Origin of the sequence: Tsukamurella sp. TY48 (assembly GCF_019656655.1) — a bacterium.
Classification (GTDB): Bacteria; Actinomycetota; Actinomycetes; order Mycobacteriales; family Mycobacteriaceae; genus Tsukamurella; species Tsukamurella strandjordii.
This window is the reverse complement of sequence record NZ_BPMV01000002.1, coordinates 620,295-641,474: the sequence shown is the minus strand read 5'-3', so window position 1 is coordinate 641,474 and position 21,180 is coordinate 620,295. Positions and strand designations below refer to the sequence as shown.

The window sequence follows — 21,180 nt, the reverse complement described above, 5'->3', positions numbered from 1 at the left end:
AGAGGTACGGCAGCTCGGCGCCGTAGCGTCACTGGCGCTCGATCTTGGCGATCTGGGCGCGCAGGATCTCCCAGAAGGTGTCGGTGTCGAGTACCTTGCCGTCGGGCGACGTGCCGACGACTCCGACTGTCACACCGTGCAGTTCGGCGGTCGCCTCGATCCGTTGCGATCCGGATCGGAAGGCCGTGGGATTGACGCGGGCGAGATCCGCGGGTGCAGGGACGCGCCGTTCCCGCGGCGACATGTCGCACGCCACGTTCTGCTCGCCGAGGACCTCCGCCACCGGGCGGCCGAACACCGACGCGTAGTACATCGTGTCGCCTCGCCAGGCCTCGGCCTCGACTGCGCTCGACCCTGCGAGCCGCTGTTGCAGCTCGTGGGTCTTGACCGCGCAGCGAGAGCTGTTCGCGGGGCGGGTGCCGACCGCGGGAAAGGTCATCGGGAACGCCTTGTAGTCATGGCTGCCGGGTGGAAACTCCTGCGCCGTGAGGACCGCGTCCTTCGGCACGACCGGTGCCGCTTGCACGATCGCTGGAAGTGCAGCGGCCGCGACGACCGCGACCGATCCGCCGGCGAGAACCGAGCGGATCGTCACGGCTGCCGCTCCACCTTGGCGACCTGCGCGCGCAGCGTCTGCCAGAACGCGTCCGCGTCCACCGGCGTTCCGTCCGTCCCGTGCGCCTGGACGGACACCGTGACGCCGCGTACGTCCACCCAGCTGTCGATGGACGAGCCCCGGTAGGTGGTGATGTGGGTCCGATAGCGGGCGAGGTCGGGCGGCGCCGCGAGCTTCTGCGGCCGTGCGTTACCGCTGGAATCGGCATCGCACGTCACGTCGATCTCGGCGACTCGCGCGGTGTACGCGCGACCGACCACACCCGACTCGATCTTCGTCGTACCTCGGAGGACCTCTGCGCTCACGGCTTTCACACCGGAGATCGACTTCACCGCGTCGCGGACCGCACGGTCGCACGCGGTGTTCGCAGACTCGTCGCCGTTGAAATCGATGGTCGCATCGTCGGTCTTGTAGCCGGTGCTGCCGAGCGGGAATTCGTTGGCGGCGAGGACAGCTTGCGCGGGCACGATCGGCGCCGCCTGCGCCAGCGCCGGGATGGACAGCGCGGCGAAGGTCAGGGCGCCGACGGCGGCGAACCGTCGGACGATCACGGCTGCCGCTCCACCTTGGCGACCTGCGCGCGAAGAATCTGCCAGAACGCGTCGGTGTCCGCAGGCTGGTTCCCACGACCGTCCACGGAGACGCCGACGGCAGCGCCACGAACGTCGACGACGCCGATGGCCGAATCCCGGGACTCCGAGAGGAAGACGAATCCGTTGTACCTACTCAGGTCGGCAGGGAGCGGCGCGATAGCGAGCTGCACTCCCAATTCGGCTCCACACACACGGAAGACGGTGCGCATCGCGTCGGCCATCGGACGATCGTTCACGCTGGCTTCGAGTTTGCTGGAGCCTCGCACGGCCTCGGCGTCCGTGCTCTTCGCGCCTTCGAGTCGCTTGTCCAGATCGTACGAGGCACGCTCGCAGGAAGAGTCCCCGGTGACCTTCACGGGCGGCGCCCCGATATCGGACGAGACCTTGTATTCGACACTGCCGAAAGGGAATTCGTTCGCCGCGAGAATCGCCTGCGCGGGCACGACCGGCGCGGCCTGAGCCACCGCCGGCAGGCCGATGACGACGGCGCCGGCGATCGAGGCCGCGGCGACGAGATGACGAGTGTTCATTGGTTCCCCCCTGGGATCGATGAAGCCGGTCAGCGACCGGTCTGGACCTTCTGGATCTGTGCGCGGAAGACGGCCCAGAAGCGATCGGTGTTCGCCGGTGTCGCGCTGAGGCCCTCGACGTAGACGTTCACGGTGTATCCGTTGACGTCGGCGAAGCCCTGGACCGCGCCGATGCGGCCGTCCTCGCGCGCCGTCATCACGACGGGGGAGTACCGGACCAGATCGGGCGGCGTCGCGAGCTGTCCGCCGTCGCAGCGCTCGACCACAGCGCGCCACTGGTTGGTGACCACCGGCGACAGCACGGCCGAGGACATGAACGAGTAGCCGTTGCGTGCGGTGGCCTCGGCGCCGTTCACCGACGCCAGCGTGGCGTTGAGACCATCGCCCGCCGCGCGGCAATCCGCGGGAGAGGACTCCGGAATCTTCACCTTGGCGGTGGCCGCGTTCGGGTCCACCCGGTAGTCGGTGGAGCCGGCCGGGAACTGCGCCGGGCCGAGCAGCAGGTTGGTGCTGACCGGGGCCGCCGACGCGGCGGGCGCGGCGAGTGTGCCGACGGTGGCGATCGCGGCGACGAACGCCCCGGCGGAGGCCAAGCGGGCGCGACGAGCCCGTGCGGTATTCACAGTCATGCCACGGATCCTACGACATAGTTCATTGCGTCAGGTGAAAGATCGGGGAACGTCGGGGGCGCGATCGGGCGGCGCTTCGGCGGCGGCCCGATGCCGCCCCGCAATGAGGATTAGGGTTGGCCGCGTGAAGCCCGCACGCATCGAACGCGCCGCCCTCGTCGAAGCGGCCCGCGCGGCCGGTCCGGACGCGCCCACGCTCTGCGGCGACTGGACGGTGACGGACCTGCTCGCCCACCTGATCCTGCGCGAGTCCCGCCCGGACGCCGCGGCGGGCATCCTGCTGCGCCCGCTCGCCCGGCACACCGCCCGCGTTCAGGAGAGCATCGCCGCCCGGCCGTTCGACGACCTGCTGGCCACCGTCGCGGGCGGGCCGCCGCGGCTGTCACCGCTGCGGCTCGTGGACGAGCAGGCGAATCTCGGCGAATTCTTCGTGCACACCGAGGACATCCGCCGCGCCGCCCCGGGATGGAAGCCACGCCGGCTGGACCCCGGCGTGGAACAGGGCCTCGCCGCGGCCGTCGCCCGGATCGCCGCGCTTACGCTGCGGCGTGCGCCGCTCCGGATCAGCCTCACCACCGAGGCCGGAACGCTGGTCACCGCGGGTAAGGGGCCCGACGTCGCCGTGATCGGGGCGATCGGCGAGATCGCGATGTGGGCCTACGGGCGCGATGAGGCGCTGGTCACCTTCGAGGGCGACGATCCGCACATCGACCGGCTCGGTTCGGTGGCGCGGTCGCTCTGACGACGCGCCGTCCACCTTGTTACTTGTGTTGCACTTGATACAGATGGGGCAGGTGTCGATAGACTGCCCCCATGGCAGCGAAGACGACCACCCGTGCGCGCAGCGCCGCGAACTCCCGTTCGGGGAGCAGCCGCGGCCGCGCCGCGAGCTCGGCCGGCGGCCGTAAGACCGCGCCGCGCACCCCCGCGAAGCAGACCAAGCAGAACGCCAAGCAGGGCCCCGGCCTGGCCGCCAGCGCCGGTAGGGGAGTGGGCCGCGGACTCGGTGCCAGCTGGAAACTGCTGGCCAGGGGTGTCGGTGGCGCCGTCCGCAGCGGGCGCCGCGCACCGTCGGAGACCGCCGAGACCGAGGTGCTCAGCGCCACCGCCGGCCCGGAGGGCACGCCGCGCAACAGCGGCACCCACTCGCGTGACGGGCTCGCGCTCGGGCTGTTCGCCATCGCGATCGTGCTCGGCGCCGCCCTCTACTTCGACGCGGGCGGGCCCGTGGGCTCGTTCTTCTCCACCGCCGTCCGCGCCGTCGTCGGCTGGTTCTCGGTGCTCGTGCCGGTGCTCGCCATCGCGCTCGGCGTGATCATGATGCGCCGGCCCGACAACCCCGGAGCCCGCGTGCGGCACCGCGTGGGCGGTGCCCTCATCGTTCTCGCCTTCCTCGGGCTGCTGCACATCGGCGCCGGCCGCCCCGCCGAGTTCGACGACCGTGCCGCCGCGGGCGGATACCTCGGCTACATCGTGGGCGGCCCGCTCACCGACGGTTTCACCGCCTGGATCTCGGTGCCCCTGCTGGTGCTCGTCGCCCTCTTCGGTCTGCTCCTGGTGAGCGGAATGACGGTGCGCGAGATCATCGATCGCCTCAAGTTCTACTTCGGGGTCGACCTCGACCGCCAGTACGGCGACGACGAGGAGCCGCTCGACGACGACGATCTCGATTCGCCCTTCGCCTTCGACTCCGGCCCGGCCGACACCGCGAGCCTCGCCGCGTCGCCCTACGGCGACCCGTACGAGAACTACCCGGCGGACCCCGCGCCGCCGAAGCGCAGCCGCCGCAAGACCGCCCCAGCCGAGCCCGACGAGGCCCTGTCCGACCAGGTGACCGCGCCGATCGGGGCCGATCCCGCACCGTCGGACGAGCCGACCGTCGAGGTTCCGCCGAAGGCCGCGTCGAAGCCCCGTCGCGCCCCCGTGGTCAAGGACAACACGCCCCCGCCCGCCCCCAAGGCGGCCGAGTTCACCGTGGCCCGCACCATCGACAACGAGAACTACATCCTGCCCCCGGCCGACCTCCTCATCGAGGGCGAGCCCGCCAAGGCCGGAACCAGCGCCAACGACGCGATGATCGACGCGATCACCGGCGTGATGGAGCAGTTCAAGATCGACGCCGCCGTCACCGGCTATACCCGCGGCCCCACCGTGACCCGCTACGAGGTGGAACTCGGACCCGGCGTGAAGGTGGAGAAGGTCACCGCGCTGCACCGCAACATCTCGTACGCGGTCGCCACCGACAACGTGCGCCTGCTGGCCCCGATCCCCGGCAAATCGGCCGTGGGTATCGAGGTGCCCAACACCGACCGCGAGATGGTGCGCCTGGCCGACGTCCTCGCCGCCGACAGCACCCGCAAGGACACGCACCCGCTGGTGATCGGCCTCGGCAAGGACATCGAGGGCGAAATGGTCAACGCCAACCTCGCCAAGATGCCCCACCTGCTCGTGGCCGGCTCCACCGGCTCCGGTAAGTCGAGCTTCGTGAACTCGATGCTCGTCTCGCTGCTCGCGCGGGCCACGCCCGACGAGGTACGGATGATCCTCATCGACCCCAAGATGGTCGAGCTCACCCCCTACGAGGGCATCCCGCACCTCATCACGCCCATCATCACCGACCCCAAGAAGGCGGCCGCCGCGCTGTCCTGGCTGGTCGAGGAGATGGAGCAGCGGTACAAGGACATGCAGGCCTCGCGCGTGCGGCACATCGACGACTTCAACCGGAAGGTGAAGTCGGGCGAGATCACCACCCCGCTCGGCAGCGAGCGCGTGTACCGGCCGTACCCCTACATCGTCGCCATCGTCGACGAGCTCGCCGACCTCATGATGACCGCCCCGCGCGACGTCGAGGAGGCGATCGTCCGGATCACGCAGAAGGCCCGCGCCGCCGGCATCCACCTGGTGCTGGCCACGCAGCGCCCGTCGGTCGACGTGGTCACCGGCCTGATCAAGACCAACGTGCCCTCACGCCTGGCGTTCGCGACGTCCTCACTCACGGACTCGCGGGTCATCCTGGACCAGCCCGGCGCCGAGAAGCTGATCGGTATGGGCGATGCGCTGTTCCTGCCCATGGGCGGCAAGACCACCCGCATGCAGGGCGCCTTCATCACCGACGAGGAGATCAGCTCCATCGTCGACTTCGTGAAGAACCAGGCCGAGCCCGACTACACCAACGGGGTCACCGAGACCAAGGTCGAGAAGAAGGACGTCGACCCGGACATCGGCGACGACCTCGACGTCTTCCTGCAGGCCGTGGAGCTCGTGGTCACCTCGCAGTTCGGCTCCACCTCGATGCTGCAGCGCAAGCTGCGCGTGGGCTTCGCCAAGGCCGGCCGTCTGATGGACCTCATGGAGACCCGCGACATCGTGGGCCCGTCGGAGGGGTCGAAGGCGCGCGACGTTCTCGTCACGCCCGACGAGCTGCCCGGGCTGCTCATGGTGCTGCGCGGCGGCGGCGACGCCGGCGCGGACGACTCGGACGGCGAACCGGACTTCTAACTGTTATAGTGATCATGCATTTGTGAGGGGAGTATCCCGCTCGCAGCGCGATCGTCATCACGGTGGATCGATATCCGCCCGGGCGCGCTGAACCCGCATCGTCGGGTGGGGAGAGACCTCCGGATCTTGTACCGGAGGTATATGCAATGCACGTCTCAACCCTTGTCTGGGTCGTCTCCATCCTGGTGGTTCTGGGACTGTTCGTCTTCGACTTCTTCGCCCACGTGCGCACCCCGCACGAGCCCACGCTGAAGGAGTCCGGCTTCTGGACCGCCGTCTACATCGGCCTGGCCGTGATCTTCGGCATCGGCGTCTGGGTGGTGTCCGGGCCGCAGTACGGCGGAGAGTTCTTCGCCGGGTTCGTCACCGAGAAGGCGCTATCGGTCGACAACCTCTTCGTGTTCGTCATCATCATGGCGAAGTTCGCCGTTCCCAAGATGTACCAGCAGAAGGTGCTGCTCATCGGCATCGTGATGGCGCTGGTCATGCGCGGCATCTTCATCGCCGTGGGCGCCGCCGCCATCTCCGCGTTCAGCTGGGTGTTCTACCTGTTCGGCATCTTCCTCATCTACACCGCCTTCAAGCTGGTCAAGGAGGCCGCGTCGCCCGAGGGGCCGATCGACGACGAGGAGAAGCGCGAGAGCCGCGTGGCCTCGCTGTTCAAGAAGATCGTCCCCACCACCGATCAGTACGACGGCGACAAGCTGGTCACCAAGATCGACGGCAAGAAGGTCGCCACGCCGCTGCTGCTGGCGCTGGTCGTGATCGGTTTCACCGACCTGCTGTTCGCGTTCGACTCGATCCCCGCGATCTACGGCCTCACCCAGGAGCCCTACCTGGTGTTCATGGCCAACGCCTTCGCGCTGATGGGTCTGCGCCAGCTGTTCTTCCTGATCGGCGGACTGCTCGACCGCCTGGTGTACCTGTCCTACGGCCTGTCGATCGTGCTCGGCTTCATCGGCGTGAAGCTGGTGCTGCACGCCCTGCACGAGAACACGCTGCCCTTCATCAACGGTGGACAGCCGCTGGCCGTCCCGGAGATCTCGACCGGCCTGTCGCTGGCAGTGATCATGGGTGTCCTCGCGATCACCACGATCGCGTCCTTGCTCAAGTCCAAGCACGACGACAAGAAGTCGATCGACGCCGGCTCCGAGTAGGCCGACAGCGCGAAGCCCCGTCCGTCACCACGGTGACCGGCGGGCTTCGTCGTTTCGGCGCGCGGTCGTCTCGGTGCGCAGTCGGGTCAGTGCGCGGGTTCGAGCACGCCGACGGCCACCGTGGAACCGCGATCGGCATCGGTGACCACGCGCGCGGCGAATCCGGCGGCGCGCAGCAGCCGCTCGGTGTACTCGGCCTGGTAGCGGCCCGTCTCGATGAGGACGACGCCGCCGTCCGCGAGCCACATCCGCGCCTCGGCGGCGATCCTGCGATGCACCGCCAATCCGTCGGCGCCGCCGTCGAGGGCCACGCGCGGCTCGTGCTCGCGGGCCTCGGCGGGCATCGTCGCGATCGCCGCCGTGGGGACGTACGGGGCGTTCGCCGCGATCACGTCCACCCGGCCGGACAGCTCGCGGGGGAGTGAGGCGTACAGATCGCCGGTGAGCACCGTGGCGCCGGGCGCATTGAGCCTGGCGTATTCGAGGGGCACCGGGTCGATGTCGACCGCGTAGGCCTCTTCCGCAGCGCAGGTGGCGGCGACGGGGGCCACGCCGCAGCACAGCTCGACCAGGACAGCCGGACGGGCGTCGTCCGCGAGCTCGGCGAGCAGCTCGGTGCGCCGGCGCGGCACGAAGGTTCCGGGGCCCACGGCCAGCCGGCGACCCCGGAATTCGACCCAGCCCAGCAGGTGCTCGAGCGGTTCACCACAGCAACGTCGCCGTACCAGATCCTCGAGTTCCGCGCCGGTCGCGGTCGAGGCGAGCAGCTCGGCTTCCTGGTCGGCGAACACGCAACCCGCCGCTCGCAATTCGTCGATCACGTCCACCCGAAGAGTCAATCATGGTTCACCGAATCGGCCATACACTTCGGGCTGTGAACGCCTATGGATTTCCGCCCGCGGGACCGTCCGGATCGCCGCCCCCGCGCGCCCTCCCGGCACGCCCCGGTCCGACGGGGCCGGCCGTCGCGATCGGCTCCGGCGCGGTCGCGATCCTGTCCGTCGCGGTGGCCGCGGTCGTGGCGGATCGCATGCCCTCGTCGGCCTCCGCGGCGACGGTGTGGGCCGCCACCCTCCTCCCGTACCTCCCGATTCTGGCGTATCTCGCGGCGGTCGGCAGGGGCCTGACGGGCAGGCTGGCCGGTGTGGGCGCGTGGACGCTCGTGGCACTCACCGATACCGGTGTGGCGCTGTGGCTGGCCCTCACGCGGGGCGAGGTCCATCGCTTCATCGACGCGATCGTGGTGCTCACCGGCGTGGTGATGACGGTCGCCGGGGTCGCGGGGTGGGGGCTCGCCCGCCGGGACGGGATCGCCTGGATCGCCTCCGTTCCCGTGGGCATCGGCACCTGGGCGCTGTGGCAGTACGTGGTCGGGGAGCAGGTGCTCGGCGCGGTCACCCAGTGGGCGCCGGCCGCGATGCAGGTCGGTTTCGCCGTGTTCACCTGGGTGATCCCGATACTCGTCGGGTGGTTGATCGACGTGCTCACGCGCGGCCCCGGAGCGACCCGGCCCACCGTCGAGCCGGGGTGGGGCTAGAGGGACACCAGCATCCGGGTGTTGCCGAGGGTGTTCGGCTTCACGTAGCTCAGGTCGAGGAACTCGGCGACGCCCTGGTCGTAGCTGCGGCACAGTTCGGCGTACACCTCGGCGCTCACCGGCGTGCCGTCGATCTCCACGAAGCCGTGCCGCCCGAAGAAGTCCGTCTCGAAGGTGAGCACGAACACCCGCTGCAACTCCAGGAACCGCGCCTCGTCGAGCAGGCGCGCCACGATCTTGTGCCCGATCCCGTGCCCCTTGACCGCCGGATCCACCGCGAGCGTGCGGATCTCACCGAGATCCGACCACAGCACGTGCAGCGCACCGCAGCCGACGATCTCGCCGCCCACCTGCGCCACCCAGAACTCCTGGATCGACTCGTACAGCGTGACCAGGTTCTTCTCCAGCAGGATCCGGCCCGCGTAGACGTCGATGAGGCGCTTGATCGCGGGGACGTCGGAGGTCCGGGCGCGACGCAACTCGTCGGCGGCGGAGGTGGTCATCGCCAAACACTAGCGCGCGCGGGGGCCGATCCCCGGACCCGATAGGCTTAGCGCCGTGAGTGCACCGGATGGCGTGAGTCCCACGGACACACGTGTCTCCAATGTGAATGTGGCGAACGCCCTCACGGTGCTTCGGATCGTACTCGTGCCGGTCTTCCTGGTGGCCCTGTTCGCCGACGGCGGCCACGATCCGCACTGGCGGTGGATCGCCTTCATCGTCTTCGCGGTGGCCATGTTCACCGACCGCGTGGACGGCCAGATCGCTCGCCGCTACGGCCTCATCACCGACTTCGGCAAGCTCATGGACCCGATCGCCGACAAGGCCCTCACCGGTGCCGCGCTGATCGGCCTGTCGATGCTGGGCGATCTGCCGTGGTGGGTGACCGTGGTGATCCTGATCCGCGAACTCGGCATCACCGTCTTCCGGTTCGCCGTGATCCGTGACGGCGTGATCCCGGCCAGTCGCGGCGGCAAGCTCAAGACGATGCTGCAGACGATCGCGATCGGCCTCTACCTCATGCCGCTGCCCGCGTGGATGGACCTCCCGAAGGCAGTCGTCATGGGCGCCGCAGTCATCGTCACGGTGTGGACCGGCATCGACTACCTCGTGAGCTGGTGGCGTGCCCGCACCTGAGGCGGCCGGCCTCGTCGCGGCCCTGACCGCGCGCGAGCAGACCGTGGCCTCCGCGGAATCGCTCACCGCCGGACTGTTCGCCGCCACGATCGCCGACGTCCCCGGCGCCAGCGCGGTGCTCCGCGGCGGCCTCATCGTGTACGCCACCGATCTCAAGTCGACCCTGGCCGGGGTGCCGGCCGATGTGCTCGACCGATGCGGACCCGTGCACCCGGACACCGCCCGCCTCCTCGCCGACGGCGCCCGCGATCGCTGTGGTGCCGACTGGGGCGTCGGCCTCACCGGGGTGGCCGGCCCCACCGAACAGGACGGCGTGCCCGTGGGCACCGTCTACCTGGGCATCGCGGGACCGTCGGGCACGTCCGTCACCGCCCTGCGGCTCGACGGTGACCGCTCCGCCGTCCGGCACGGCGCCGTCTCCGCGGCGCTCCGGGAGCTCCGGGACCGGGTCCTCGACCCGAATCCGTAAGGAAATTCCGCAAACGGGAACCAACCGGGCCTCCTCAGCGTTGAGTGAACAGATATCAAGTTTCAACGACGAATCGGAGGTGAGCATGGCTCTACTGTTGCGCGAAGCGATCGGCGAGAATCTGCGCAAGACGCGGGTCCGCCAGGCACGCACGCTCCGGGACGTGTCGTCGGCGGCCCAGGTCAGCTTGGGCTACCTGTCCGAGGTCGAGCGCGGCCAGAAGGAGGCGTCCAGCGAACTGCTGGCCGCCATCTGCGGCGCACTCGACGTGGAGGTCGCCGAACTGGTGGCACAGGCCAGCGTCTCGATGCGGCCGTTCCCGAAGCTGGTCATCCCGGCCCCCGCCATGGCGGCCGCCTGACCCGAGATCACGGGCCGCGGGTACGGGGGAAATCCCTGAACCCGCGGTCCGGGGCCGCACAACGGCCCGGATACCCGATAGATTGGACATCACGTCGGTACGTCGCCCACTCGGGCCCGCGCCGACCCGACCGGACACACTTCGACACGGAGGCGTAGTAGACCGATGGCTAACCCGTTCGTCAAGGGCTGGCGCTACCTCATGGCGCTGTTCAACGCGAAGATCGACGAGAACGCCGATCCCAAGGTGCAGATCCAGCAGGCGATCGAGGACGCCCAGCGGCAGCACCAGGCACTGTCCCAGCAGGCCGCAGCCGTGATCGGCAACCAGCGGCAGCTGGAGATGAAGCTCAACCGCCAGCTGGCCGAGGTGGAGAAGCTGTCCGCCAACACCCGCCAGGCCGTGCAGCTGGCCGATCAGGCCGCCGGCGCCGGTGACGCCGCCAAGGCCACCGAGTACACCAATGCGGCCGAGGCCTTCGCCGCGCAGCTGGTGACGGCGGAGCAGAGCGTGGAGGACCTCAAGGCCCTGCACGATCAGTCCCTGCAGGCCGCCGGCCAGGCCAAGCGCGCCGTCGAGCAGAACGCTCTGCAGCTGCAGAACAAGCTCGCCGAGCGCACCAAGCTGCTCAGCCAGCTGGAGCAGGCGAAGATGCAGGAGCAGGTCTCCGCTTCGCTGAACCAGATGGGTCAGCTGTCGGCGCCCGGCAACACCCCGAACCTCGACGAGGTGCGGGAGAAGATCGAGAAGCGGTACGCCAACGCCCTCGGCTCCACCGAGCTCGCGCAGAACTCGGTCCAGGGCCGGATGGCAGAGGTGCAGCAGGCCACCGTGCAGATGGCCGGGCACTCGCGGCTGGAGCAGATCCGGGCTTCGATGCAGGCCAACGGTCAGATCGCCGGTGCCCCCGCGGCACCGCAGGCCGCCCCCGCACCGCAGGCCGCGCCCGGCCAGGCCGGCCCGAACCCCGCCGGACAGTAAGGGCGCCGTGAGCTCCCAGGGAGGCCGCTACCGCACCGACTTCTCGGCGGTGGCGGCCTCCGCTGCACGGATGGCCACCTCCGCGATCGGCGCTTCGGCGACCGCGATGGAGGCGGCCGCCCGCGCCGTCGACGAGGCCCGCGACAAGGCGGCCCGGCGGCGCGACCCGAAGATCGCGCACCAGCGCGCCATCCGTAACGCGCGGCACACCGTCAACGGCTGGGCCGCCACCACCTCGGCGTCGGCCGTCGTCTCCGTCGGCGGATTCGCCGCTGCCGCACCGGTGGTCGGCGGCACCGCCACCGCGATCACCGCCGTGATCGTGGTTCCCGCGGCCTACGCGGTGCGCAAGCTGCGTCGCCTGCGCAAGACCCCGGTACCGCCGCGCACCTATGCCCGGCGCACCATCCCCGCGGCGTCGTCCGCGCTGCACGACCCCGTGCGTCGCCTGGCCGACGCCGAACAGGAGTTCCTCGCCCTGGTCTCGGTGCTCTACCGCTCGGGCGCCCTCCCGCCCGATGCGCTCTCCGAGCTCGACGACGACGCCGAGGCCTCGGCCGACGCGATCATCTCCTACAGCGAGCAACTGGTCGACATGGAGCGCGCCATCAGCGGCGGGGGCGAGTCCGCGATCATGCTGCGCGCCGTCCTCGACGACGGGCTGCGCAGCCTCGACGAGGGCATTCTCACCTACCAGGACATGGTGCGGTCCGCCGCGTCCACCGTGGCCGCCGCGCGGCAGTCGCTGGGCTCACCGTCGCGTTTCGACGACCTCAGTCGCGCCACGCCACGCCTGCAGGAGACCGCCGAACGGCTCCGCGCCTGGGCCTACGGCATCGAGGCGCTGCCCCCGGTGCCCGACCCGCATCGCTGGTAGATCCGCTCAGGGTTCACCCCGATCTTTCCCCGAACTCCCAGCTCAGCGCGTGACTTCCCCGCTCGGGCGGAGGCAGTATGGATGGTGAAAGAACTGGCGCACACACCATCGAAAGGACCCGCAATGTTCTGGAAGATCATCGGCGCGATCGTCGTCATCTGGATCGCCCTCATGGTGGCTTCGGCGATCATCAAGTCGCTGCTTCCACTCGCCCTCATCGCACTGGTGATCATCGGTATCGTCTCGGTGGTCAAGTGGCTGGGCTCGGGCAAGAAGAGTTCCACCACCCTGTGACCGCGGGGCCGCCCGCACGGAAGGAGTGCGGGTGCGCGTCGCCATCGTCGCCGGATCCGAGGCCGGGCATGCACTGCCCGGCCTCGCGCTCGCTCTCCGGCTGAACGCCGCCGGACACACCGCGGTGGTCTTCACCGGCCGGCAATGGGCGGGCGTGGGCGCCCACCGCGGAATCGACACCCGGGAACTGCCGGGGCTCGCCGCCCGGCCCGGTGACGACGACGGTGACGCCGGCGCGAAGATCCACGACCGCGCCGCGTACATCGCCACCCGCCTGCTGCCCGAGCTCGCCGCCGCCGAACCCGACCTCGTGGTGGCCGACATCCTCACGCCCGGCGGCGGGATGGCGGCCGAACTCCTGAGCCTGCCGTGGCTCGAACTGAGCCCGCACCCGCTGTACCTGCCCTCGAAGGGCCTGCCCCCGATCGGCGCCGGGCTCGCACCGGGGAACACACCGCGCGAACTGCTCCGCGATTGCGTCCTACGCGCTTTCACCGCTCGCGACTTGCGTAACGGGCGTCGCCAGCGCGAAGCGGCGCGCGCCGGAATCGGCCTTCCCGCGAGCGATCCGGGCCCCGAGGGCAGGCTCGTCGCCACCATTCCCGCGCTGGAGGTGCCGCGGCCCGACTGGCCCGCGCGGACCCACCTCGTGGGGCCGCTGACCCTCGAACCCACCGAGGAACTCTGCCCGGTTCCCGACGGCGACGATCCGCTGGTGATGGTGGCACCGTCGACCGCGGCGACGGGGGAGCAGGACCTCGCCGAGACCGCCGTGGCCGGACTCGACGGTGCAGGCGTGCGGATCGCCGTCTCCGGACTCAACCCGCCCGCGTTCGACCTGCCGTGGGTCGCCAGCGGCTTCGGCCGCCAGGACCGTCTGCTCGAACAGGCCGACGCGGTGGTGTGCGGCAGCGGCCACGGCATGCTCACCAAGGCCCTCACCGCCGGGCGCCCCGTTGTGCTGGTGCCCGGCGGCGGCGATCAATGGGAACTCGCGAACCGGGTGGCGCGGCAGGGGAGCGGCGTCCTCGTGCGTCCCGCGACCCCCGGCGCGATCCGCGACGGTGTGCGCACGGTGCTCGGCGATCCGGCGTACGCCGCAGCCGCGCGCGCGGCGGCCTCCTCCGCGCACCGGGTCGCCGACCCGGTGCAGGTGTGCGAGGCCTACCGGTAGCCTGGTCCGGTGCGTCTCACCGACTTCCGCGAACTGCTCGTCACCGAGTTCGGCACCCTCCGGGGCGAGACCCTGATGCGCGACCACCGGCTCACAGAGTTCGGCATGACCGGCGACGAGGCCATCGAATCCGGCGTCGACCCGCGCGATGTCTGGCGGGCGTTGTGTTCCGAGTTCGACGTGCCCAAGAGCCGCTGGTAGCCGGGCCTCCGCCGGGACGGGGACACTGCCCCGACCCCGACGTGCCCACGAGCCGCCGGTAGCTACACCGGCGTCGGTCCCGGCGTCCACCAGCCCTGCCGCGTGACGTCGGTGCGGCCGTAGGCGGCGGGCGGCGCCGACACGTACGGCAGGTACCGCTCCAGCGCGCCCCACTCCCGGCCCCAGTCGTTGTCGAGGTAGGTCGGCACGGTCTGCGCCTTGGCCAGCAGCAGCGCCCAGCCCAGCGGACCGCCGGCGTCGCCGCCCTGCCACGTGGTGGTGGCCGCCGCGGCCAGATCGCGCTCCGGCTGGATCCGCCACCGCGGCTGCTCGGCGATGCCGCCGAACTCGCGCCACTGCCGCTGGCACGGGAAGCCGATGCCGGCGCCCCAGTCGACCAGCGTGGGATCGTCGCCGATCAGGTCCTGCAGCGTGGTGAGCTGCGGGACCCGTGGCGGCGTGTACGCCACCCAGGTGCGCTCCGACGGTGCCGTGACCTCCGCGCGCACCCGCACCGCCGTGGCGCCGCGCGGCACCTGGTCGGCGGGCACCCGCAAGTTCCGCCACGCCGGCGGGGGGCCGATGTCGATCGGGGTGACCGATCCGACGGGTGTGATCGTTCCTGTGCCGGTACCGAATTCGAGCTGCAGGTTGCTCGGGTCGAAGCGGCCAGCCACGCTGATCGTGAGCAGCTTGTCCACCCCGCCCGCGGGCAGTGCGTACCAGCTGGAGACGGCCTTCGCGGAGCGCTGGCTGGCGCCCTGCTGGCGGCTGCCCACCACCGGGACGCGCGCCGAATCGAGTCCGAAGGGCAGGGCCGCGGTCGAGCCGTTGACGCCCGGTGTGGTGAGCGTGCCGCCGCCGGTGCCACCGGTGTTCGACGCGGTGGTGTCGGCGTCGCCGGTGTTGAGCAGGTCGGCTGCGCCGCGGGAGGTGGTGTTGAGATCGCCCGCCAGACCGTTCGGCGTGAAGTTCTCGTTCTCCTCGCCCACCAGCGGCTGCGGTGAGTTCCCGATCGGCGTGAGCACACCGGCGTTCGCATCGCGCTCGGCGAGCACCTCGTCGGCCATGCCGCACGGATTGCCCGCGAGCGACTGCAGGTTCTGCTGTCCGTAGGAGTAGGCGGGCCGCTGTACCAGGATCGACGCGGCGTTGGTCGCGCCGATCATCGCGATGATCAGCGTGGCCACCAGCGTGATCGGGGTGGCCCACCCGGGCAGGCGCACCGAGGGTGTCGACGGCGGCGGCGTCCACCCGGTCACGTGCACCACCAGTGCGGCCGCGAGCAGCACCACGGTGAGCGCCACGAAGACGCTGGCCAGCTTGATGCCCGCGATCGACGGCTCTTCGCCGCCCCAGGGGATGCCGAAGTTGCCGGGATAGAACCAGCCGTTGGTCGATTCGAAGGCCAGTGCCGCGGCGCCCGAGGCGGCGGCGAGGAAGAGCAGCCGGAACTGCAGCCGCCGGACCACGCGCGGGCCGATGGCCACGGCCGCCACCGCGGCCACCATGGCGCCGAGCGTGGCGAAGGCGCCGAAGTGATGCGTCCACTTGGTGGGGTTGAAGGCCATCACCAGCAGCGAGACGCCGATGGCGGCCACGATCCGCCGTGCGGGCCCGGTGGCGATCCCCGGGATGCGGCGGCGCCACAGCAGCGCGACCGCGGTGGCCGCCGCCGCGAGGAACATCGCGAGCATCGAGAACCGCCGTGCCACCGAGCCGTTGGGGTTCTGCTGGAACAGGGTCTCGTACCGGATGATCTCGCGGTGCCAGGGCTCGGCCGGACCGACGGTGCTCAGCAGCTTGGTGGATTGGATCATCTCGATCAGCCCGTGATCGCCGAAGATCAGGAACAGCACCGAGGCGCCGGCGGCGGCGAGCGGCAGCAGCGAGCCGGCGTAGCCGTTCGCGGCCACGTGGGCGCGCACCGCCCTCCACAGCGGCGCCGCGGCCACGAGGAAGACCACGAAGGCGAAACTGCCGGTGGGTGCGGCGGACAGGGTCAGCCCTGCCACGATCAGTCCGACGCCCGCGGGCGCGAGCCGCTGGGTGGCGATGGTGCGTTCCACGCAGCACCAGGTGAGCACGGTTCCCAGCGCGACGATCGGCTCGGGGCGCAGGCCGGGGTTGTAGGTCAGCCAGAACAGGGTGAAGACGGCCGCCGCCGCCCACAGGCCGCGGGCGTGATCGCGGGGCGCGCGGCGCTTGCTCAGGCCGAGCCGGGGGAGCACCTCGCGGGAGATCAGCAGCCAGGCGATGATGCCCGACACCAGCGCCGGCAGCCGCAGCCACGGGCTGGACACGCTGAGCTCGCTCATCCAGGCGACCACGTAGAAGGGCATGCCGAAGGGGGCGTAGGGCGCGTCGTAGTAGCGGAAGACCTCGGGCATGTAGCCGGAGTGCAGGGCCGCCTTGATCATCCCCAGGATGTAGCCGTCGTCGGAGGTGGGGGCGCCGATGATGTGCCACACCAGCAGGCTGCCGATCACGGCGGCGTCGGCGAGCCCGAAACGCAGCCAGTGGCCGGGGATCAGGTGGCGGCGCTTGCGACCGTCGGCCCGATCCAGCACGGCCAGCGCGACGATCGAGATCAGCACGCACAGCACGCCGATCACGATCGCGAGGCCCTTGAGCAGCGACGGTGTGGAGGTGTACCGCGAGTCCACGTTGATGTGCACGTTCGGCAGTGGGCCGGCCTGCGTCGGCGGCAGATCGCTGAAGACGCCCACTACCTGCGGCCGGAAGTCGCCGCGCACCTCGCCGCGATCGGGCAGGCCGGCCGCGCTCGCGGTCGCCGCCTGATCGTCGACGGTGATCGTCAGGTCGCCGCACCGGGCCGCGTCCTGCCGCGGCACGGTGTACACGAGCGCGCCGCGCGAGCGCACCGTCACCGATTCGGCATCGGTCGTCACCCACAGACCGACGGTGCGCGCCCGGTCGCCCGCCGGTGGCGGAGTGGTGGCGAGGAGCACCGTCTCCTTGTCCATCGGCTGCGCGGCGATGAGCGCGCACGGCACCGTGGCCCGCATGTCGAGCGGCTTGTACATCGTCAGCGGCGCGGTCACCGAGGCGGGCGAGCCGGCCTGCGGCCAGTCGATCGTCACGGCGGTCTGCTTGATGGGCAGCAGCGGCGTGGCGATCGCGAGCAGCAGGCCCACCAGGCCGGTGACGACGGCGACGATCCGAGCGGTACGGCGATTCACGATCACTGAGCGTATCGGGCCCGGGCGGTCACCCCGGACAGGCGCGTGGGAGGGGCCCCGCGGCGTGTGATTTCTCCCCGGCTGCACGTTATGCTGTGACCACCGACACAGCCCGTCGCTCGATCCGCCACCCCTGGATCGCAGTGCACAACAGAAAGCCTGGTGGTTTCCGTGACCCTTGACGCCAACTCGCCGATCAACAAGCTCCCCGGTGGCAACACCGAACGGGACCTGGCGGGCGACCACGATGCGGACCCCCGGGGCGGGCAATCGGCCTCCGTCGAATCCTTTTCGCTCGACGATCGGTACACGCGCGAGCAGGGCACGATCTACCTCACCGGCATTCAGGCGCTGGTGCGCATGGTGCGCGACCGGGCGCGGCTGGACCGCCGCCAGAACCTCCGCACCGCCTCGTTCATCTCCGGCTACGAGGGCTCGCCGCTCGCGGGCTACGACCTGGAGATCGCCAAGCGCGGCAAGTACCTCAGCGACTACAACGTGGTGCACCGGCCGGGCCTCAACGAGGAGCTCGCCGCCACCTCGGTGATGGGCTCGCAGGTCGCGGCCCAGGTGGGCAACCTCACCGAGGGGGTCGACGGTGTGGTCGGCTACTGGTACGGCAAGGCCCCCGGCCTCGACCGCGCCACCGACGCGCTGCGCCACGCCAACCTCATCGGCACGCACCCCACGGGCGGCGCGGTGGCCCTCGTCGGCGACGATCCGGGTGCCAAGAGTTCGACGGTGCCCTGCGCCTCCGAGATGGCGCTCGCGGACCTGTACATGCCGATCCTCTACCCGGCCGACTCGCAGGACATCCTCGACCTCGGCGTGCACGCCGCGATCATGTCCCGCGTCTCGGGGCTGTGGACCTCGCTGAAGATCTCCGCGCACGTCGCCGACGGCGCCTCGACCGCCGATGTGCACCCCGACCGCATCCTGCCCGTCTACGGTGATCTGGGCACCAGCCCACACGTCCCGTCGGGCAAGCTGCTGGGCGCCAATCTCATGGAGCTGGAGCAGAACCAGCTCACCGTGCGGATGCCCCGCGCCACCGAGTACGCCCGGATCAACCGGCTCAACCGCATCGAGGTGGGCTCGGCCGACGACCGGATCGGCATCGTGGCCGCCGGCAAGACCTACATGGATGTGCGGGAGTCGTTGCGGCTCATCGGCATCGGCGACGACGAGCTGAACAGGCTCGGCATCCGCATCCTCAAGATGGGCATGGTCTACCCGTTCGAGCGGCAGATCCTGCACGAGTTCATCGACGGGCTCGACGAGGTGATCGTGGTCGAGGAGAAGCGCGACTTCCTCGAGACCATGATGCGCGACATCCTGTTCCGGCACCCCGGCGCGCCGAACATCGTCGGCAAGGCCAACGAGGACGGCTCCACTCTGTTCTCCCGCTTCGGCGAGCTCGACGTCGACTCGGTGACCCGCGGTCTCGCCTCCCGGCTCGCACGCGTGCACCAGGTGCCCGCCGCGAAGGACTGGCTGGACCGCAAGGCCCGCCAGCGCACCCGGATCGAACTGCCGCTCGCCGTGCGCAGCCCGTACTTCTGCTCGGGGTGCCCGCACAACAGCTCCACCAAGGTCTCCGACGACACGCTGGTGGGCGCCGGCATCGGCTGCCACGCCATGGTGCTGCTCATGGACCCGCAGCAGGTGGGCGATGTGACCGGCGTCAGCCAGATGGGCGGCGAGGGCGCGCAGTGGGTGGGCATGGCCCCGTTCGTCACCCAGAAGCACTTCGTGCAGAACATCGGCGACGGCACCTTCATGCACTCCGGCTCGCTGGCGCTGCGCCAGTCCGTGGCATCGGGGGAGCGGATCACCTACAAGCTGCTGTTCAACGGCACCGTCGCCATGACGGGCGGCCAGGATCCGGTGGGCGAGATGACGCTGCCGCAGATCTGCACCCTGCTGCTGGCCGAGCGGGTCACCAAGGTGGTCGTCACCTCCGACGATCCGAAGCGCACCAGGGCCCTCGGGATGCCCGCCGGTGTGGATGTGCGCGACCGCGCCGACATGATGGACATCCAGCGCGAGCTGGCCGAACTCGACGGCGTCACCGTGCTGGTGCACGATCAGCACTGCGCGGCCGAGAAGCGGCGTAAGCGCAAGCGCGGCAAGTACCCCACCCCGGACCAGCGCGTGGTGATCAACGAGCGGATCTGCGAGGGCTGCGGCGACTGCGGCCAGAAGAGCAACTGCCTCTCGGTGCACCCGGTGGATTCGGAGTTCGGCCGTAAGACCCGCATCGACCAGAGCTCGTGCAACCTCGACTTCTCGTGCCTCAAGGGCGATTGCCCGTCGTTCGTCACGGTCACGCCGGGCGCCACGGGCAAGGTGCGCAAGTCGGTCCCGGACATCAGCGCCGACGCGGTCGCGCAGCCCGTGAAGGCGCGGCGCGAGGCCGACGGCTTCTCGATCCGGGTCACCGGCATCGGCGGCACGGGTGTGGTCACGGTCTCGCAGATCCTGGCGACGGCCACCGTGCTCGACGGGCACGTGGCGCGCACCGTCGACATGACCGGCATGGCGCAGAAGGGCGGCGCTGTGGTCTCCGACGTCAAGGTGTCGGCCGGTTACGTCGAACAGGCCGCGAAGGTGGCCTCGGGCGACTGCGACGTGTACCTCTCCTGCGACGGGCTCGTGGGTGTCGATCCGGCGAACCTCAAGGTGGCCTCGCCCGAGCGCACCACCTCGATCGTCTCCACCACCAAGGTGCCCACCGGCGCCATGGTGATCGACACCGCGGTGGGCTACCCGGATCAGGGGAGCATCCACGAGGCGATCGACCGGGCCTCGCTGCGGTCGGTGTACCTCGATCCGGGCGCGCTCACGCTGGCCCTGTTCGGAGACGAGCAGTACGCGAACATGTTCATGGTGGGCGCCGCCTTCCAGACCGGCGCGCTGCCCATCACCTCGGCGTCGATCGAGCGGGCCATCGAGCTCAACGGCGTGGCCGTGGACAAGAACCTGCAGGCCTTCCGCCGCGGCCGCCAGTCGGTGGCCGATGCGGCCGGCGTGACCGCGGCGATCGACGCGCTGCATCCCGCTCCTGCTCCGGTGGAGCCGAGCCCGTTCGCCGCCCGGCAGACGGCGCGCCTCGGGGAGGTCTCCGAAGAGCTGGCGCGCATGGTCGGCCTGCGGGTCGATGAGCTGGTGGCCTACCAGGACAAGTCCTACGCCACCCGCTACGTGGACGATGTGGCCCGCGTGCTGCGCGCCGAGCAGCGCTGGGGCACCGAGGATCTCACCGCCGCCGTGGCGCACTACCTGCACAAGCTCATGGCCTACAAGGACGAGTACGAGGTGGCCCGCCTCACGCAGGACGCCGAGTTCGCCGCGCACGTGGCCGATGAGTTCGGTGCCGATGCGAAGAAGGCGATCCGCCTGCACCCGCCGACGCTGCGGGAGATGGGCCTGAAGAACAAGCTGGCCCTGGGCGAGTGGGTGAACCCGGGCATGAAGACGCTGGCCAGGATGAAGCGCCTGCGCGGCACCCGGCTCGACCCGTTCGGCATGACCGAGATGCGGCGCATGGAGCGCTCGCTCATCGCCGAGTACCGGGCCCTGCTGGGGCTGATGATCGCCGCGATCGAGGGCGATCGGGTGACCGAGGAGCAGCGCGCCCAGGTGATCGCCCTGGCCGAGCTGCCCGATGTGGTGCGCGGCTACGAGGGCGTCAAGACCGCCAACGTGGCGACCTACCGCGCCGCGGTCCAGGCGCAGCTGGAGGCGCTGGGCTGGTAGACCCGCCCATCGGACGACGGTGCCCGTCCCGGCCTCCGGGGCGGGCACCGCTGCGTTCGACCCGTTCGAACGTCGGTCTCAACCGGCACTTCATGTCGACGGTGCGCCCGATGTCCGGCGGTCGGGTGTCGTCGCAGGTGGTGGCAGTGGTCGGCGCTGCCGAT

At 70.4% G+C, this 21,180-nt stretch carries 20 protein-coding genes; 13 read left to right on the top strand and 7 right to left on the bottom strand.

Annotation, left to right across the window (positions count from 1 at the left end):
- Window positions 1–28: 28 nt before the first annotated feature.
- From TTY48_RS18910 to TTY48_RS18895, 4 genes are read right to left on the bottom strand one after another with little or no spacing between them, the layout of a single operon-like run.
- Entirely contained in the window at window positions 29–595 is a 567-nt protein-coding gene (locus TTY48_RS18910; RefSeq protein ID WP_220659179.1) for a hypothetical protein, read from the bottom strand.
- On the bottom strand, window positions 592–1,167 hold the full coding sequence (locus TTY48_RS18905; RefSeq protein WP_220659178.1) for a hypothetical protein: 576 nt from the start codon (window positions 1,165–1,167) through the stop codon (window positions 592–594). The genes TTY48_RS18910 and TTY48_RS18905 overlap by 4 nt, the downstream gene beginning before the upstream one ends.
- Window positions 1,164–1,739, bottom strand: a complete 576-nt coding sequence (locus TTY48_RS18900; RefSeq protein ID WP_220659177.1) for a hypothetical protein — start codon at window positions 1,737–1,739, stop codon at window positions 1,164–1,166. The genes TTY48_RS18905 and TTY48_RS18900 overlap by 4 nt, the downstream gene beginning before the upstream one ends.
- Window positions 1,740–1,768: 29 nt before the next feature.
- Window positions 1,769–2,368: a hypothetical protein gene (locus TTY48_RS18895; RefSeq protein ID WP_220659176.1), complete on the bottom strand. Its 600-nt coding sequence runs from the start codon at window positions 2,366–2,368 to the stop codon at window positions 1,769–1,771.
- Between the two features lie 124 nt (window positions 2,369–2,492).
- Between TTY48_RS18895 and TTY48_RS18890 the strand changes: the two genes are divergently transcribed.
- The 3 genes from TTY48_RS18890 (at window position 2,493) to TTY48_RS18880 (ending at window position 7,023) form a co-directional block, all read left to right on the top strand.
- Complete coding sequence (locus TTY48_RS18890) at window positions 2,493–3,110, top strand: TIGR03085 family metal-binding protein (RefSeq protein WP_220659175.1); 618 nt, start codon at window positions 2,493–2,495, stop codon at window positions 3,108–3,110.
- 71 nt (window positions 3,111–3,181) lie between these two features.
- Window positions 3,182–5,866: a DNA translocase FtsK gene (locus TTY48_RS18885; protein ID WP_220659174.1), complete on the top strand. Its 2,685-nt coding sequence runs from the start codon at window positions 3,182–3,184 to the stop codon at window positions 5,864–5,866.
- A gap of 146 nt (window positions 5,867–6,012) precedes the next feature.
- Entirely contained in the window at window positions 6,013–7,023 is a 1,011-nt protein-coding gene (locus tag TTY48_RS18880; protein ID WP_220659173.1) for a TerC family protein, read from the top strand.
- A gap of 86 nt (window positions 7,024–7,109) precedes the next feature.
- Here TTY48_RS18880 and TTY48_RS18875 read toward each other — a convergent pair whose 3' ends face one another.
- Window positions 7,110–7,850, bottom strand: coding sequence for a putative protein N(5)-glutamine methyltransferase (locus TTY48_RS18875; RefSeq protein ID WP_220659172.1), 741 nt, complete (start codon window positions 7,848–7,850; stop codon window positions 7,110–7,112).
- A 47-nt stretch (window positions 7,851–7,897) separates the two neighbouring features.
- Here TTY48_RS18875 and TTY48_RS18870 point away from each other — a divergent pair, with 47 nt between their 5' ends.
- Complete coding sequence (locus TTY48_RS18870; RefSeq protein ID WP_220659171.1) at window positions 7,898–8,560, top strand: hypothetical protein; 663 nt, start codon at window positions 7,898–7,900, stop codon at window positions 8,558–8,560.
- Here the strand turns inward: TTY48_RS18870 and TTY48_RS18865 are convergent.
- A complete protein-coding gene (locus tag TTY48_RS18865; RefSeq protein ID WP_344185652.1) occupies window positions 8,557–9,063 on the bottom strand; it encodes an amino-acid N-acetyltransferase in 507 nt (168 codons plus the stop codon). The genes TTY48_RS18870 and TTY48_RS18865 overlap by 4 nt on opposite strands.
- Window positions 9,064–9,118: 55 nt before the next feature.
- On the opposite strand from TTY48_RS18865, the gene pgsA reads away from it, so the two are divergent.
- The 8 genes from pgsA to TTY48_RS18825 all read left to right on the top strand — a co-directional run bounded on the left by pgsA (window position 9,119) and on the right by TTY48_RS18825 (window position 14,054).
- The gene (gene pgsA / locus TTY48_RS18860; protein ID WP_220659170.1) at window positions 9,119–9,697 is read left to right on the top strand and encodes a CDP-diacylglycerol--glycerol-3-phosphate 3-phosphatidyltransferase; all 579 of its coding nucleotides are present in this window, start codon (window positions 9,119–9,121) and stop codon (window positions 9,695–9,697) included.
- Window positions 9,684–10,166 (top strand): CinA family protein, encoded by a 483-nt coding sequence (locus TTY48_RS18855; protein WP_220659169.1) that lies wholly within the window; start codon window positions 9,684–9,686, stop codon window positions 10,164–10,166. The genes pgsA and TTY48_RS18855 overlap by 14 nt, the downstream gene beginning before the upstream one ends.
- Window positions 10,167–10,251: 85 nt before the next feature.
- Window positions 10,252–10,527 carry a helix-turn-helix domain-containing protein gene (locus TTY48_RS18850; protein ID WP_220659168.1) on the top strand — a complete coding sequence of 92 codons (276 nt, stop codon included), beginning with the start codon at window positions 10,252–10,254 and terminating at the stop codon, window positions 10,525–10,527.
- A 165-nt stretch (window positions 10,528–10,692) separates the two neighbouring features.
- The gene (locus tag TTY48_RS18845; RefSeq protein ID WP_220659167.1) at window positions 10,693–11,508 is read left to right on the top strand and encodes a PspA/IM30 family protein; all 816 of its coding nucleotides are present in this window, start codon (window positions 10,693–10,695) and stop codon (window positions 11,506–11,508) included.
- A 7-nt stretch (window positions 11,509–11,515) separates the two neighbouring features.
- Window positions 11,516–12,385, top strand: a complete 870-nt coding sequence (locus TTY48_RS18840; RefSeq protein WP_220659166.1) for a hypothetical protein — start codon at window positions 11,516–11,518, stop codon at window positions 12,383–12,385.
- A gap of 123 nt (window positions 12,386–12,508) precedes the next feature.
- The gene (locus tag TTY48_RS18835; RefSeq protein ID WP_220659165.1) at window positions 12,509–12,679 is read left to right on the top strand and encodes a hypothetical protein; all 171 of its coding nucleotides are present in this window, start codon (window positions 12,509–12,511) and stop codon (window positions 12,677–12,679) included.
- 31 nt (window positions 12,680–12,710) lie between these two features.
- Window positions 12,711–13,853 (top strand): glycosyltransferase, encoded by a 1,143-nt coding sequence (locus TTY48_RS18830; protein WP_220659164.1) that lies wholly within the window; start codon window positions 12,711–12,713, stop codon window positions 13,851–13,853.
- Between the two features lie 9 nt (window positions 13,854–13,862).
- Window positions 13,863–14,054, top strand: coding sequence for a DUF3046 domain-containing protein (locus tag TTY48_RS18825; RefSeq protein WP_220659163.1), 192 nt, complete (start codon window positions 13,863–13,865; stop codon window positions 14,052–14,054).
- A 62-nt stretch (window positions 14,055–14,116) separates the two neighbouring features.
- Here TTY48_RS18825 and TTY48_RS18820 read toward each other — a convergent pair whose 3' ends face one another.
- Window positions 14,117–17,257, bottom strand: a complete 3,141-nt coding sequence (locus TTY48_RS18820) for an arabinosyltransferase domain-containing protein (protein ID WP_220659162.1) — start codon at window positions 17,255–17,257, stop codon at window positions 14,117–14,119.
- Window positions 17,258–17,488: 231 nt separating this feature from the next.
- On the opposite strand from TTY48_RS18820, the gene TTY48_RS18815 reads away from it, so the two are divergent.
- Window positions 17,489–21,016 carry an indolepyruvate ferredoxin oxidoreductase family protein gene (locus TTY48_RS18815; protein ID WP_220659628.1) on the top strand — a complete coding sequence of 1,176 codons (3,528 nt, stop codon included), beginning with the start codon at window positions 17,489–17,491 and terminating at the stop codon, window positions 21,014–21,016.
- Window positions 21,017–21,180: the final 164 nt, after the last annotated feature.

Excerpts from the sequence above, each read along its gene's own strand:
- TTY48_RS18845 (WP_220659167.1), top strand. The coding sequence starts at position 10,693 with ATGGCTAACCCGTTCGTCAAGGGCTGGCGCTACCTCATGGCGCTGTTC.
- TTY48_RS18895 (WP_220659176.1), bottom strand. The coding sequence starts at position 2,368 with ATGACTGTGAATACCGCACGGGCTCGTCGCGCCCGCTTGGCCTCCGCC.
- TTY48_RS18835 (WP_220659165.1), top strand. The coding sequence starts at position 12,509 with ATGTTCTGGAAGATCATCGGCGCGATCGTCGTCATCTGGATCGCCCTC.
- TTY48_RS18865 (WP_344185652.1), bottom strand. The coding sequence starts at position 9,063 with ATGACCACCTCCGCCGCCGACGAGTTGCGTCGCGCCCGGACCTCCGAC.
- TTY48_RS18885 (WP_220659174.1), top strand. The coding sequence starts at position 3,182 with ATGGCAGCGAAGACGACCACCCGTGCGCGCAGCGCCGCGAACTCCCGT.
- TTY48_RS18880 (WP_220659173.1), top strand. The coding sequence starts at position 6,013 with ATGCACGTCTCAACCCTTGTCTGGGTCGTCTCCATCCTGGTGGTTCTG.
- TTY48_RS18850 (WP_220659168.1), top strand. The coding sequence starts at position 10,252 with ATGGCTCTACTGTTGCGCGAAGCGATCGGCGAGAATCTGCGCAAGACG.
- TTY48_RS18900 (WP_220659177.1), bottom strand. The coding sequence starts at position 1,739 with ATGAACACTCGTCATCTCGTCGCCGCGGCCTCGATCGCCGGCGCCGTC.